This is a genomic window from Shewanella sp. Actino-trap-3, assembly GCF_002836275.1.
GTDB lineage: Bacteria > Pseudomonadota > Gammaproteobacteria > Enterobacterales > Shewanellaceae > Shewanella > Shewanella psychromarinicola.
This window is the reverse complement of sequence record NZ_PJCE01000001.1, coordinates 3,189,972-3,203,960: the sequence shown is the minus strand read 5'-3', so window position 1 is coordinate 3,203,960 and position 13,989 is coordinate 3,189,972. Positions and strand designations below refer to the sequence as shown.

General features: G+C 43.8%; 13 protein-coding genes. 6 read left to right on the top strand and 7 right to left on the bottom strand.

What is annotated here, in order from left to right; translation table 11 throughout:
• Nucleotides 1-82 precede the first annotated feature (82 nt).
• From CXF80_RS13700 to CXF80_RS13690, 3 genes are read right to left on the bottom strand one after another with little or no spacing between them, the layout of a single operon-like run.
• Entirely contained in the window at nucleotides 83-1,216 is a 1,134-nt protein-coding gene (locus tag CXF80_RS13700) for an ABC transporter permease (RefSeq protein WP_101033386.1), read from the bottom strand.
• The gene (locus CXF80_RS13695) at nucleotides 1,216-1,950 is read right to left on the bottom strand and encodes an ABC transporter ATP-binding protein (protein WP_101033385.1); all 735 of its coding nucleotides are present in this window, start codon (nucleotides 1,948-1,950) and stop codon (nucleotides 1,216-1,218) included. The genes CXF80_RS13700 and CXF80_RS13695 overlap by 1 nt, the downstream gene beginning before the upstream one ends.
• A 2-nt stretch (nucleotides 1,951-1,952) precedes the next feature.
• Nucleotides 1,953-3,563 carry an alpha/beta hydrolase gene (locus CXF80_RS13690; RefSeq protein WP_101033384.1) on the bottom strand — a complete coding sequence of 537 codons (1,611 nt, stop codon included), beginning with the start codon at nucleotides 3,561-3,563 and terminating at the stop codon, nucleotides 1,953-1,955.
• Nucleotides 3,564-3,657: 94 nt separating this feature from the next.
• On the opposite strand from CXF80_RS13690, the gene CXF80_RS13685 reads away from it, so the two are divergent.
• The 4 genes from CXF80_RS13685 (at nucleotide 3,658) to CXF80_RS13675 (ending at nucleotide 7,788) form a co-directional block, all read left to right on the top strand.
• Entirely contained in the window at nucleotides 3,658-4,044 is a 387-nt protein-coding gene (locus tag CXF80_RS13685; RefSeq protein WP_101033383.1) for a GntR family transcriptional regulator, read from the top strand.
• A gap of 754 nt (nucleotides 4,045-4,798) precedes the next feature.
• A complete protein-coding gene (locus CXF80_RS20160; protein WP_157822234.1) occupies nucleotides 4,799-4,939 on the top strand; it encodes a hypothetical protein in 141 nt (46 codons plus the stop codon).
• A gap of 127 nt (nucleotides 4,940-5,066) precedes the next feature.
• Nucleotides 5,067-6,860, top strand: coding sequence for an AMP-dependent synthetase/ligase (locus CXF80_RS13680; protein ID WP_101033382.1), 1,794 nt, complete (start codon nucleotides 5,067-5,069; stop codon nucleotides 6,858-6,860).
• A gap of 541 nt (nucleotides 6,861-7,401) precedes the next feature.
• On the top strand, nucleotides 7,402-7,788 hold the full coding sequence (locus CXF80_RS13675; RefSeq protein ID WP_443019092.1) for an acyl-CoA thioesterase: 387 nt from the start codon (nucleotides 7,402-7,404) through the stop codon (nucleotides 7,786-7,788).
• A 4-nt stretch (nucleotides 7,789-7,792) separates the two neighbouring features.
• Here CXF80_RS13675 and CXF80_RS13670 read toward each other — a convergent pair whose 3' ends face one another.
• Together CXF80_RS13670 and CXF80_RS13665 are read right to left on the bottom strand one after the other, a co-directional pair.
• Entirely contained in the window at nucleotides 7,793-7,996 is a 204-nt protein-coding gene (locus CXF80_RS13670; protein WP_332871107.1) for an N-acetyltransferase, read from the bottom strand.
• 60 nt (nucleotides 7,997-8,056) lie between these two features.
• A complete protein-coding gene (locus CXF80_RS13665; RefSeq protein ID WP_101033379.1) occupies nucleotides 8,057-8,479 on the bottom strand; it encodes an acyl-CoA thioesterase in 423 nt (140 codons plus the stop codon).
• A gap of 142 nt (nucleotides 8,480-8,621) precedes the next feature.
• Between CXF80_RS13665 and CXF80_RS13660 the strand changes: the two genes are divergently transcribed.
• Entirely contained in the window at nucleotides 8,622-9,638 is a 1,017-nt protein-coding gene (locus CXF80_RS13660; protein WP_101033378.1) for a hypothetical protein, read from the top strand.
• A gap of 63 nt (nucleotides 9,639-9,701) precedes the next feature.
• Here CXF80_RS13660 and mtnC read toward each other — a convergent pair whose 3' ends face one another.
• Nucleotides 9,702-10,382: an acireductone synthase gene (gene mtnC / locus CXF80_RS13655; protein WP_101033377.1), complete on the bottom strand. Its 681-nt coding sequence runs from the start codon at nucleotides 10,380-10,382 to the stop codon at nucleotides 9,702-9,704.
• A gap of 315 nt (nucleotides 10,383-10,697) precedes the next feature.
• Here mtnC and CXF80_RS13650 point away from each other — a divergent pair, with 315 nt between their 5' ends.
• Complete coding sequence (locus CXF80_RS13650; protein WP_418895981.1) at nucleotides 10,698-11,795, top strand: alpha/beta hydrolase-fold protein; 1,098 nt, start codon at nucleotides 10,698-10,700, stop codon at nucleotides 11,793-11,795.
• Nucleotides 11,796-11,966: 171 nt separating this feature from the next.
• Here CXF80_RS13650 and CXF80_RS13645 read toward each other — a convergent pair whose 3' ends face one another.
• Nucleotides 11,967-13,838 carry a DUF885 domain-containing protein gene (locus tag CXF80_RS13645; protein ID WP_101033375.1) on the bottom strand — a complete coding sequence of 624 codons (1,872 nt, stop codon included), beginning with the start codon at nucleotides 13,836-13,838 and terminating at the stop codon, nucleotides 11,967-11,969.
• Between the last annotated feature and the right edge of the window lie 151 nt (nucleotides 13,839-13,989).

The following is a 13,989-nucleotide window of genomic DNA, read 5'->3' as shown; positions in this document are numbered from 1 at the left end:
AACAGTTAGTTTAATTAAAAATGCCGTCAACATCTGACGGCATTTTTGTGAGGATTGATCTACGGTATTTTTAAGATAAACCTTATAAGCCAAAGACGACTTTTTCACTTTTAAGCGACTTTTCTAAACCTGCGGCTAATGCAATGGCAATGATCAGCGTGGTGATTGATGAAATAATTAGCTGCAGCATCGGAATTTCACGACCTTTGATAAAGTCCATTAAGGCTTGTTGCTGGCCCGATACGGGTAACCACTGCAATACGTCTGGGGCGATGTTGTAACTGGCTGCAATTGATAGTGCCAGTGGCACAAACAGCACCATGGTTAAATATGACTGGGCCTCTTTAAAGGTTTTAGCCATAAACGACACATACAGTTGTAAAGTTGCGGCCATCAAGGCAACCGGGATCCCTACAATGAACATTAAGCCCATAAAGTCTTGGGTAATATTGACGGTAAAGCCTATTTCTTGCCACGGGACAAAGGCGTACGCCACTTTAGAGACTAATAAAATCAGGATTAAACCAAGTAAAGCAAAGCAGCTTACGGCAATGATTTTACTTATCACTAATTGGCGGGTGCTCATTGGGTGGCTGAGTAATAGTGCCAGTGAATTACGCTCACGCTCGCCGGCACTGGTGTCGATAGCAAGGTTCATGCCCGAGATGAACACCGAATACATCATGGTGAAAATGGCAATGCCTAAAATCATTCCGCCTTTAGAATCTGGGGTGGCTTGGTCTTCGACATTGATTTTGAGTGGTTGGGTAATACGTGGATTAATACCACGTGCAATTAGCCGTATGCTGCCCATTTCGGCGCTATAAGTTTGCAGCTGACGTTCTAGTCGGCTGATAGACTTTTGCAGCTTCTCATCTGAATTATCGGCGATTAATAATACTTCAGCTTGTTTGGCTTTGGCCATGTTGGTGGCGTAATTGTCGCTAATGGTTAAGGTGATTTTGTTGGCGTCTTCGCCTTCACCATGGTTAATGCCGTTATTGCTTAAGTAGCGTACTAAATCGGGTGCATTATCTGCGTTGTTTATATTGATGTTTAAATCTTCTGGGCTAGACAGTTGACCAATTAACACCATAAACATGCCACACATGAGCAGCGGCGTGCCAATGGCGTAATACAGCCCAGCCATTACCGAACGCTTGTCACGTGCGGCATCGACGAGTTCTTTGCGCACCATTGCGAGTATCATTTTCATTAAGCTGCAATTCCTTCGTCAGTACCGATAAGTTCGATAAATGCATCTTCTAGTGAGTCTTTGCCGGTTTGCTGACACAGTTCGTCAGGGCTGCCCATGGCGATCACTTTACCATTAGCCATCACGATGACGCGGTCACACAAGGCGGCGACCTCTTGCATTACATGGCTTGAAAACAGTACACAATGCCCTTCGGCTTTGAGTTGTAGCAAGATATCGCGCAATAGGCGGGTGTTCATCACATCGAGTCCACGAGTCGGCTCATCTAAAATAATGTTACTTGGTCTATGTACAATCGCTTGTGCTAAGGCGGTTTTCATCCGTTGACCTTGGGAAAAGCCCTTGCAGCGACGGTCGCTAATGTCTTCAAGCTTCAATTGTGCAATGACATTTGCGGTGGCTTGTTTAGCTTGTTTACGCGACATACCGCTCAGTTCGGCAAAAAAGCTAATGTATTCCCGTGGGGTAAGGCGCTCGTACAAACCAAAAGGGTCGGGGAATAAACCCAACTGCTTCTTGGCTCCAATCGGATCATCGGCTACATCAATATCATTTACCGTGGCAGTGCCTGAATCGGGTTTGAGCAATCCAAACAAGGTGCGTAAACAGGTGGTTTTACCGGCGCCATTTGGGCCGAGTAAACCGGTGATCTGACCATTTTCAGCGCTAAAACTTAAATCATCTAACGCTTGAATATCGCCAATCTTTTTGGTTAAGTTTGCAACAGTAATCATGACTATTCCTTCTCTGTAGCGATATTCGCTGGCGCCGTTGTGTCGAGATTGGTTTCGATGTCGGCTGGGTTGTCGGTAACCGGCAGTGCTTCTACAGTATTGGCGTTGAGGTAAAAACTGCGACGTACGTCTTTTTGTAAACATGCGCCATCGAGGTCTTTTACCGAACCTTGATCAACTAATTGGGCGACTAAATCATTACCACAGCTTTGACCAGCCACCCCGTGAGTCGCGTAGGGGGCAATCAAGTGCTTTGACTGAGTGAGTTTCTCTTGCGCTAAGGCACCCCAATTTGGCGGCGTGGCGGGATCTAGTTCACCAGACAAGAGTAGGGTTGGTATGTCACTGTGGATAGGCTCGCTAAAGCTATCGTCAACCGTTGGCATCGGCCAAGCTTGGCAGGTTTTTTCTAACCCATCTAACATGCTGCTACTAATGTACGACTCTTTGGCATCTTTACGCATTTGTTCGCTAATGCGGTGAATGTCTTCGCCGCAAACTACCGATGCATGCATGCCCATGGCAATACCTGTGCTGTCGATGGTTAACGCGTAAATACCTAATATCGATTGATAATTACCTTGTGCCGCTTGATGAATAGCATGGGGGAGTAGTGCGCGAATATTGGCCATGTACATTGCCATCCGAATAGCACCAGAAAACTTACCGCGGGTGAGTAGAAAGTCGCTAAGTTGATTAGTTTGTGGATCGCGCACCTGCTGATTAATCGGTGCGCTAGCCAACAGCTGGTCGACTTTATTGTATTCATCTGCCAAATCAGGAAACTGTTGCTGGCAAGCCGGTGTACTTTTACAGTCACGCCATAACACATTTAAGCCACGCTCTATTGAACTACCAATCGCGACAACACTCTGTTGCATTGGCACCACACCATCTAATGTCACTGTTAATAAGGCTTCTGGATAATGACGCATATAAAGCTGTGCCATGCGTGAACCATATGAAATGCCATAGAGATGCAGTTTTTGATAACCTAAAAATTGGCGTACCGCTTCGAAGTCTTTTAACGCTGAGTTACTGCCGTATTGAGTCACGTCGGCATCAATTTGAGCTAGGCACTTTTCAGTCATAGCAATGATATCCATATCATCATCATTCATACTGAGTATTGCTGTGGTGTCATCGTCACAAGATAGTATGTTCGATTGGCCTGTACCGCGTTGGTCGATGAGTAAAATATCACGCTGCTGGCGGACTTTTGACAACATACGATTAAAGCTGGCGGCATTTTCGATAGCCGATTGGCCTGGCCCACCCGCTATGGCGAGTAAAGCTTCATCCGGATAAGTGTTTTTAATCGCCGGCAAAATCGCAAAATGAATGTCGATTTGCTTACCGTCAGGTTGCTTGGGGTTTTCTGGCACACTCATTTTACCGCATTGTAATTGCTCGTCTAAACCGTCTAAGTAACAAGCTGTAGTTTTAGCGGGCGCAATCTCATTGGCTTCCTGTGTGTCGGCATAGCTATAGTTGGCGAATAAAATAACAATGGCCACCGCGAGCCAACGGCTGGTAAGTGTTGCCGATTGGCATAACCCTGAGCGGCTAACCGGTTGAGCCAAGGCTGTGTTGACAAACTTCCTGTTGATCATCGGAATGTTTCCTTTTTGCATTTCATGGCGATTATGCTACCTTAGCATTTAGTGTATGAGTGTATCAATGCGTTAATACAGTTGTTAAAGGCGAATGTTAGAATTATTAAATGTTAACCCTAACAGTGGTGAACCCATCTATCGACAGTTGCACGATCAAATCGTGCGCTTAATTGTCGGCGGGCAGTTGCACCCTGAAGAGATTCTGCCTTCGGTGCGCCATCTTGCCGAGCATTTAGCGGTAAACCCAATGACAGTATCGCGAGCAATGCAGCAACTTGCTGAGCAAGGCTGGATTGAACGCCGTCGTGGTCAGCCATCGCGGATTGCCGCAAAAACGTCAGCTAATAATACCTCTGGCGGTAGTTTGTTGGCACCGCAATTAACCGCATTGGTTGAGCAAGCGCGACAATTAGGGGTCGATTATGACCAGTTACAGATTTTATTGGAACAATTTTGGAATAAAAACAGCGGTAATTAAGTCGATTTTGTTAACAACACCCTCAAGGAAGTCGACAATGGAACTTGAACAACAACCCGTTTTACTGTTAATCATGTGAGCAAACTCTTTGCCACCAAAGATAAATCTACCGCGGTAACACTGTGTTGGTTGATCTGTCGATGACACTTTACCCTGGCACTGTGGTCAGATTATTCGGTTAAAATGGTGCCGGTCAGTCGACCCTTTATGCGCTGTGTCTTAGGCCTTGTCGGTATTGAGGCTGGGGATATTTTAACTCTCGATTAAACACCTACAGCCCTGTCAATATAAGCAAAAGAACACATTTATTATGTGTCGCAACAGCCTTTTATCTATGAAGATTTCATCATAGATAAACGTAAAAACCACACCTAAACTCCAACCTTAACGGTGATAGAATACTCGAACAAGATTGACTGAAATATTTTGATTTTTATTTTGATTTAGATGTCACTCAAGCGATGCAAAAATTGTCTGTTGCTCAGTGTCAATCAATGGCATTAACTATGGCATTAACTATGGCATTAACTATGGCATTAACTATGGCATTAACTATGACAATGGCGTATCGCCCCACTTATAATTACTCGATGAGCCCATCCCGAGTCTTGACCCCACTGTCAGATGCCAGCTTATAAACGACTTATTTGATCTTGTGCTTGATTCGTGGCTGCCGTGATATTTTTATTGGGTATCACCTCAGACTTAGCGCGCGTTGCTAGCCATGTTGCCTTGATCAAAAAAAGGTCAACGTGTGCTGGTGGATACCCAAGGCGAACCCGTTGCTAGAGCGGTTAGGGTATTGTTTATCGACATCCCATTGCTCGCCATAGGTGTTGGAGCCCTAGCCAGAGGTAAGCGAAAATTGTGGAAAAATGGCATCACCACAGCTTAATAAGTTGTCAATTTTTAGTATGAACGTGACTTCAAGCTCAAAAATAGAGCAAAAACTCATATGATTTTTAGTCGCTTAAGGTAGAATAGAAAAGCGGAACACTTGTAAGCTAAGAGGGCACTGTAATATGTCACTAGATCAATACCATGTCGTACGACTCATGCAACAGCAGAGCCAGTTATTAACTAATAACATTGCGCTTGAAGGCTTTGATATGCCCGCGCCGTGGCATACTGTGACCTGGAATGCATTCAATACCGTCACAGACTCAGTCGCACAGTTGTTAATTAAGTTTGGTTTACAAGTGCAAGATAAAGTGGTGATTTTAGCTCAAAACTGCCCACAGTGGACGTGTGCTGATATTGGTGCACTTAAAGCCCGCAATGTGGTGGTGCCTGTGTATCCAACCAGCACCATAGATCAAGCCGCATTCATTGTTAATGATGCCCAAGCAAAATTGATTTTTGCCGGTAACCAACAACAATATGACATGGCATGTGCCGTTGCCGCACAAGCAGATTGCGTAAAGCATATTGTAGTGTTTGACGCGAACGTGATCCTAAATAGCGATAATCATGTTTATTTTGATTACTTGCTTACAACCCAATTTAATCCAAGCATTGCACAAGAGTTAGCAGCCAGACTCGACGCGGCAGATTTAAATGACTTATTCACGCTGATCTACACCTCGGGCACCACGGGTAATCCTAAAGGTGTGATGCTGGACTACCGTAATTTTGCTTCAATGATCAACCAACATGACAGTAAATTAGCGTTTACCCCTGGTGATGTGTCATTAGCTTTTTTACCGTTAAGCCATGTATTTGAACGTGGTTGGACCATGTACGTACTGTGTCGTGGCGGTCACAATGTGTATTTAAATGATACTAACCGCATTAAAGAAGCCCTTGTTGCGGTTAAACCACATACCTTATGTGTGGTGCCGCGATTTTTAGAAAAAATATACAGTGCAGTGCACGATAAAGTGGGCCAAGCCCCTAAAGCTCGACAAGCGCTATTTGCTTGGGCGATTAAAGTAGGCAAACGCCAATTTGAAGTCAGCCAAGGTCGAGCGTCAGGTAGTTTATGGTTAAGTGCCCAGTGGAAACTGGCCAACAAGCTGGTTTACCGCAAACTGCAGCAAGTATTGGGTGGCCGTTTGAAGTTTATGCCAGTGGGCGGCGCGGCGTTAGACGTTAATGTTGGCGGCTTTTTTCACAGCATTAGTGTGCCAGTGTTATGTGGTTATGGCATGACAGAAACCAGTGCCACGGTAACCTGTAACACCTTAGACAATCGCGTGCCCGGATCGAACGGTCAACCACTAGATGGCATGGAAATAAAGCTAGGCAAAGACGATGAAATTCTAGTGCGTGGCGACACGGTAATGCGCGGTTATTACAATCGCCCCGAAGATACTGCTGAAGCCTTTGAAGACGGCTGGTTAAAAACCGGCGATGCTGGCCGCATTGATGAGCAGGGTAATCTGTTTATGACCGATCGCATTAAAGAACTGATGAAAACTTCTAACGGCAAATACATTGCCCCACAGCGGGTTGAAGGTAAAGTGGGGTGTTGCCCGTTTATTGAGCAGGTGGCCATTATTGCCGATGCGCGTAATTACGTGTCAGCGCTTATTGTGCCAGCCTTTTCCGCCCTAGAATCTTGGGCCCATGCCCAAGGTATTTATGTTGAAAATCCGATTGATTTGTTGCGTCATTCACAAGTGGTCGCCCATTTTGAGCAGCGCTTAAAAGAGTTACAACATGAATTGGCCGGTTTTGAAAAAATTAAAAAATTCACCCTATTACATGAAGCCTTTTCAATGGAAGCCGGCTTAATCACCCCCACATTAAAGCTGCGCCGTAAAATGATCTACAGTAAATACCATAATGAAATTAATGCCATGTATGGGCATTAAATCATAGTGTGAAAGACAAAAAAGGACGCATTCGCGTCCTTTTTTGTTGATGACTCACAGAGCGGTGATCTTTCTTAAGCTTAAATAGGTCTTATTCGACCGATAGCATTGATTGGAAAAAACTCAAACGCGACCTATATGAAGGTTATGCACTATTATGTAAGGTAACGTATCAAAACGACTTTGATCCGCAAAGTTAAGGATCTCACGCGACAATTATGCCGAAATGGCTAACCGTTGGGGGCTATTTGTGCCCCGATGTGGTGGCGCGATGATTATCCTGAAATGCTGGGGATTTCACGGCGCGTAAATCGTGCATCAATGGTTAATCAATCTGCAGTGCCTGCTTGACGTTAAGCCGTTTAAGGATAATCGTTACCAGGTTTATTACGGTTACGATTATTTTTTTGATGACCTGCAACAAGTTGAGTCGTTAGAATGGGGCAAAGGCGCTTTTTGCATCAAGAAAAAAACAATGAATTTATAGCCATCGTATTAAAATAATAATAAAGGAATTTTTGTGGCAGATACCCAATGTAGCATGACTTTGAAACCGCGTTTTTGTGAAACAGACGCATTAGGGCATATTAACAACACAGTGATCCCGGTGTGGTTTGAAGCCGCGCGCGAGCCGATTTTTGAAATTGTTCATCCAGGGCAAGATTTAACTAAGTGGAACATGATCATTGCTGGTTTTACTATTGCTTTTAGTGCGCCCACTTATTACGGCGAGGAAGTGACGATAAAAACCCACATTAGCCGTTTAGGTAATAGCAGCTTTGATGTATTGCAAAGCTGCTGGCAGCAGGGTAAAAAAACTGCCGAAGCAACTACGACCATGGTGCACTACAATTACCAAACAGAAAAAAGTGAGCCGCTTGCTGAACCTGTGCGTCAGCAATTGGCAGCATTAACCGGTGTAGTTTAAGGTGTCAGCGCAAAAAATTGACCACATAACTACAGCGGGTACTGATGTTAAGACCTTCTGTTTTAGCCCATGCCAGCCCAGTGCGAACTGATTTTTCGGCAATACCTTGGCGGCGTAATGTTAGCGGTACCAAGGCACGGTAAAAATCGATATTTTTATCATCTAGGTGATATTCAAGCATGACTTCAACACCTTGAATGACGACCACAAAACGATGTTGGTCGGGCAGGTGTTGTATGTGCTGTTGTTCATATTGATCTTCATATCGCTATTCATGTTGTTTTAGGGCTTGAAGTAATTCTGGGGTTAACTCAGATTTTTTGCCGGTTTTAAAGTTAAACATAACCACTTTAGCCCAGCCGATGGTAGTAACGGCTTGTTGTGCCTTGCTGAACACTGTGTAATGCATGACAAAGCGCTCTTTATGGATATCACTTATCTTGACTCCGACAACGATTGAGTCAGGAAAGGTCACTGGGCGCTTAAAGCGGGCATTGGTTTCGCTAAGTACTGGGCCAACACCAGTGGATTTAAGATCGCCAAGTAGGTTGATTTGATTAAAAAAATCGAGACGAGCTGTTTCAAAGTACTTAAAATACACCGAGTTATTAACGTGTTGCAGTGCATCCATGTCACCCCATGCTACTTGAATATCGGTGCTAATAGAGTGTTGTGCTAAAAAGTCATTCATGGCGGTTCTCTGTTATGGATTATAAATTAAACGCTTGTTTAAATGAGCAGCGTTAATCTATCAGCCATACAGGTGATCAACAAGAGTCAATTTAAGCTGATAATACCGACATACAGGTCATTACACTTATGAGGATTTAACTTTGCAAAAGCTGGCTTTTTTAACTCAGTCACGTTCATGGCTATCGTCATGTGAAGCGGTGTTATCGGCACGCATTGCCGTTTTACAAAATCAACTGAGTTTGCCGCAAAAGCTATATTTTGTGGCGATAGTATTATTGTTTACCACCGATTCGGTGGTGTGGGTCGCAATGATCAGTGTGATAGCCATGTCGATTGAATTCTGGCATTTGTTTGAACGTATGTGGCACAGTTTGGCGGGCAAAGCGGTGTTGTTATTGTTTTACGCCATCGTGGCCAACTTTGCCTTGGCTAGCTCAAGTTCAGTCGTCAATGATGTGGTGGGCGTGGCCGCCAGCAATTTTAATTACACCCATAACTTTGCCATTTTGCTCTATTTACCCGCATGGAGCGTGGTAATGAGCTGCATTGTGTTGCTAATGTTACAGTTGATTTTCCCATTAATGTTCACCGTTTCTTTTTTGCTGCGTCCATTGGGGGTAAAAAACTTTCGGTTAATTAACCATCTGCATTTTCATCGCTGTACCTTTTGGGTGCGGGTTATTCTAGCGGCGGTATTGTTATACCACTTAGCCATGCTGATGGATTTGTATGGTCAGTTTGAAAAGGCCTTAGACGATCCACAAATGGTGACGTTAGTCGAAGCAGAAACCGAATTCGATGACGATGGCTTTACCATAGTGAAAGCCCCGTCCGTTGAGAAAGAAGCCGATAAATCTCCAATGGTCATGACGGCTGATGAGATAGTTCACGAACAAGAATTAGCTGCAATAGATGAGATAGCCAAGCAGCCTTATAATCATTTACGTAGCCAGTACTTTACCGGTGTACGTAAAGCGATTGCGTTGTTTGCGTTTCAGTTGGAAGCTAATGTTAAATCGCGTTGTAAAAAGCTACCTCAGTCGCATGTGGTCGAGCTTAATGATTACGAAATCCTCGAGATAACACCTGATATAAAGGCAGAGTATGGCTATCATTTTGAAGTAAAAAAATGCATTTCTCCTGCTTTTCCTCTTTAGCAGACAAGGTGAATAAAAAAAACGACCTAAAAAGGTCGTTTTTTTATCGCTAATGAAAAAGCATTAATCGAAGGATAATTCACTAAAGCTACTGATTTTTTTGCACTTTGCTTGACGTTGGTCGGCAAAACGGATCATTTGGCACGTGGTCATGCCTGCTGCTTCTGCGGCTTTGAGTTCTTCTGCTACATCAGATACAAATAAGATCTGTTTTGGCTTCAAGCTAATCGTATTGCAAATATTGCAGTAGGCTTGTTTGTCTAATTTATTACCTGTACGGGTATCAAAATGGCCATTGAAATAATGGGTTAAATCACCTGAGTTAGTATGGCTAAAAAGCAGTTTTTGCGCTTCAGCTGAGGCAGATGAAAAGCTATATATACGAATGCCTTTATCTTTAATCCGTTCAATGCTGTCAATAAAATCTGGATAAATATGACCGGTAAACTCAACGCGGTTATAACCCTGTTTCCAGATGAGTCCTTGCAGGGTTTTCAGTGGCGTAACTTTACGGTCTTCGTCGATCCATTGTTGTAAAATCTCGATAACTCGCTCGAGTGATGCATCTGGTTCTAGGGCGATATCTTTAACATCGCTAATGCAATAATCAACTAATACGTTATGTTGGTTTTGCTCAAGAAAATCAGCCATCCCCTTTCTTGAGTAAGGAAATAACACATCCTGAATAAAGTTAAGATCGGTAGTGGTACCGGCGGTATCAACGATGATAGCTCTAATACTCATAAGATTTGTTACTCCAAAACAATTAATTAACTTAATGATGATCCTATGCTTTATTGGCGATTAAGGCTAGTGCTATTGATGATATAACATTCTTGTTAGCTGACTATTAGTACAAGATGTGAGCTGGGTTTAGGTAATGCTAAATTGCCTTGAGTGATGTGGTCTGGTAGCTTCAGGGATTACTTAACTGTCACGTTTCACAAGGAAGAAACCATGCTTACAATAGGGATAAAACGTTATTTAAAATGGTCGAGATTATGGGCTCAAAGCCTGTCTATATGCACGTTATTATTAAGTTTTTTTCACATAGGTGTAGTGTCTTCCACAGAAATATTGCCACTGCAGACTACTGAAATACTAAGTGTGAAGTCCGCATTATTTAGCCAGCAAGCCGATTTTTTGGTGACCTTACCAAACAGTTATACCAAGCAAACCGATAAGCGTTACGTGGTGTTATTTGACTTACATCCACGTAGCCATTTGTATTTAGCGGGCATGCACGACTGGATGAGCCATAACGGTGGCTGGCCGTGGTTAGAAACCATTATTGTTACCGCGCCCGACGGCCACCAAGGCTTGGGGAAGTTAAAACAGCGTGCCATTGAGCAACAAGGCGATCAAGGACTACTGGACTTTTTTGAGCAAGATTTACTGCCCGCAATTGATAAACGCTATCGCACCAATGGCTTTCGTATTTTTAACGGCTTTACTGGTAATGCAGGTTTAGTGCTATTCAGCTTAATTAATCGTCCTAGCTTATTTAATGCCTATATTGCTGCCAGCCCAGTGTTATCAACAGACTTTGCTTATGTGCTAAATGATGCGCCTAAAAAGCTCAAAAACATGCAAGGCAAACCAAGATTTCTATTTGTTAGCACCAGTGATAGCGACTTTGAGCAAAGGCAGCTTGATTCGTTTGCTAAGCTGGAAGATATGATTCAAACCAATGCCAATAGTAAATTGAACTATCAAATAAAGCGTTTTGACGGCAGCTATTATATGACTCAACCTATCTTGGCGACGGCGTTGGGCATAGAGATGATATTTAATGATGTTCACACTGTTTTAGCTGCTGATTCAGAGATATCGCAACAGGGGTCTCAAGCAATTATAGCCTATTATAAACGCTTATCTGATGAGGTTTATGGCTTTGATGTGCCAGCAATTGATTCACTGTTAGCCTTAGGTAATAGCTTAGTTAACGCAGCGCCAGAGCAAGCGGTCGGGGTTTATCAAGATACGCTGAAAGCCTACCCTAAAGCGCATTCGGCCTACCATGAGTTAGCCAGTGTTTATGCTGCTACAGGTAAAATGAGTGAGGCTATCGAAGCTGAACAACAAGCGTTAGCGAGTACCGACCATCCGTTCTATCAAAATAAATACACTAAGCAACTAGCAGCGTTTCAAAATTAAGCATTTCAAACTAAGCGTGTCAAAACCAAGCTAAACCAAGCTAAACCAAACTAGAAAAAAGATAAATGACAATAAAGCCACAGCACGAGTATTCGTCCTGTGGCTTTATTGTCTAACCTGCTCAAACAATATTATTCTGAGCTGAGGCTTATTATTTCGAGCTGAGGTTGATTACGCAGCAGTTTCGCTGGCTAACCACTGATTGATTTTTTGCTCCATTAAATCAAGTGGCAAAGCGCCATTTTCAAGTAGACGATCGTGGAACACTTTAATATCAAACTTGTCTCCTAACACTTGTTTGGCTTTTTTGCGGAGTTCGATAATCTTTAATTCTCCCAACTTATAGCCTAGTGCTTGGCCTGGCCAGACGGCGTAACGTTCAATCTCGCCAGTGGCTTCAGACAAATGAATGCCTTCGGTAGCAATAGCATAATCAATGGCTTGCTCGCGGCTCCAACCTTTGGCATGCATACCAGTATCAACCACTAACCGAACTGCACGATGCAGTTCAGATTGGAGGCGACCAATGTTATCGATAGGGTCATTAGCGTAAATGCCCATTTCGGCAGCTAAACGCTCGGCGTATAAGGCCCAACCTTCACCAGCGGCATTAGAGTAAAAGACTGTGCTCATCAAGGGGAGTTCATCAGATAAGCCAATTATGGTTTGTAAATGATGACCTGGATTGGTTTCGTGGTAGGTCAAGGTTTGCAATGAATAAGAGGGAAGTGATGCGGTGTCATACAAGCTGATCCAGAAGGTGCCTTTGCGCGAACCGTCTTGTGAGGGTGCATCGTAAAACGCGCCGCTAGTAGAGGCTGCGCGGCTGACTGGTACGGCTGCAATAGCCACATCTTGATTGGGTAATAGGCCAAACCAGTCTGGTAATTTTGCGTTAACTAAGGCCAGGTCAGCATCAATATCTGCCATCAGCTGTTGTTTACCTTCAGGCGTATTGGGGTAAAGGTACTGCGGGTCGTTGAGTAGCACTTGCATGCGTTCACCCACGGTGCCGTCAACATAACCGACTTCTTTAAGTAATCCGTCCATTTCGGTGCTGATCCGCGCCACTTCAGTTAACCCTAGTTGATGAATATCATCGGCGGTTCTGTTTGAGTTACCTAAATGCTGAATAAGTGCCTTATACAGTTTAGCGCCTTGGGGTAAACGACCTATTCCGGCGTCATGGGTCGCTTTTGGGCGCACGGCTTCTAATGCCATAATAAGTTGACGGGTGGCGGCATAGTATTTGGTATCGACTAATTCGGCGGCAGAGCTTACCAAAGCAGCGCTATCTGCCATTTTGGCGGCGTTAAGTTTAGCGTTAAAGCTGGTGACTAAAGGATGCATGTTTGCTGGGCCACTGATCTGTGATCTTAAGCCGCGTAGAGTATTATCAATAACAAAGTCTGGTGGAATGACGCCCATGGCAACGTCGTGGTTGAGTTTGTCAACCAGAGTGCCCATGGCCGCAGGGTAAATGTTCAAACGAGTTAAATAGGCATTGGCTTCGGCCGTATTGGTCACCGCAAACTTGTCTTCCATATAGCCGGGGAACTCAATTTGCAAACCCGACAAGTGGTTAACCGCATAGGGTAGAAACCACACCCCATACTCGCCCAGGACATTGCCATAATTAACAATTTGAGCGGGTAATAATGCACCTTTTACTTCCGAGATTATCGCGTTTAAGCTAATTTTATCGGATGAACTTAAGCTTGCTGCATCAATATCGTTGAGCTGGCCTAGTATTGCTTTAAGGCCTTGGCGGCGATTGGTTTCACCTCTAGGGCTGTAGTCGGTGAGTTTAGACATGACATTGGCATCGATACTGGCATCACTCACGCCATAGTAGGTGGCAATTTCGGGCCTTAGTAGGAAATAGTCTTTAGTGATCGATTTTACTTGCTGCTTAAGACTGAGCTTGGTGGCTGAGCTATCTGTTTGGGAGCTTGCAGCGTTTGAGTTATTGTCCGCGGTGGTAGAGTCGGAGCAAGCGGTGGCTAGCAGGCTTATGATTAAGACATGGAAAAATTTTTTCATTGATTACTCATTAAGTTAATCGCGGCATTCAAGTAGGAATATGACGACATCCTAACAGTTATAACGGTTACGTTGTTGCAGTTTTTATGTCCATTTTATTGAAAGATGTGGGGGTAAATTTGACGATGACGTTTAAATATGGTCTAACTTA